Raw genomic sequence first — 615 nt, forward strand, 5'->3', positions numbered from 1 at the left:
TTTTTACTGTTATTTTCACTTCAAACTTTTATTTTTGAAGATTTAATTAACATACCCGTATCAGTTGTTTCTTCCGCTCAATCGTTATACCAGATTATGGCTGTCGGCGTATTAGCATCTGTAGTAACCGTGCCATTTAATGCGCAAATTAATGCCAATGAAGATTTAGGTATTGATGCTGTGTTTAGTGTTTTTGAATCACTGCTTAAGTTGATTTCGGCATTTTTGATTATCCTCTTTGAAAATCAACTAGTCGCTCTGGGAACGTTGTTTGTCTCAGTTTCTTGGACAATGCTTATTGTGAAGGTGGTTTACTGTCGGATTAAATATGAAGAATGTAACCTTCTAAACTTCAAATTAGATATTGCCTTATTTAAAGAAATGATTGGCTTCACTAGTTGGAACTCGTTTGGCGCCATTTGTGGCGTTGCTAGAGTTCAAGGCTTAGCTGTTGTGCTTAATCATTTCTTTGGCGTTTATATCAATGCTGTTTATGCCACTGCTGTTCAAGTAAATGGAAAGCTAAAGGAATTTAGCATTAACATCATGAAAGCATTCAATCCACGAATAGTAAAGGCAGAAAGCAAGGGTAATAGGGAGGAAATGCTCCACTTA

The 615-nt window shown here is 36.1% G+C and carries 1 pseudogene; it reads left to right on the forward strand.

Features of this window, described 5'->3' with window-relative positions:
* Nucleotides 1-615: pseudogene (locus R8N47_RS26420) on the forward strand (hypothetical protein); the annotation flags it as partial.

The organism is Vibrio sp. 2132-1, assembly GCF_033344315.1.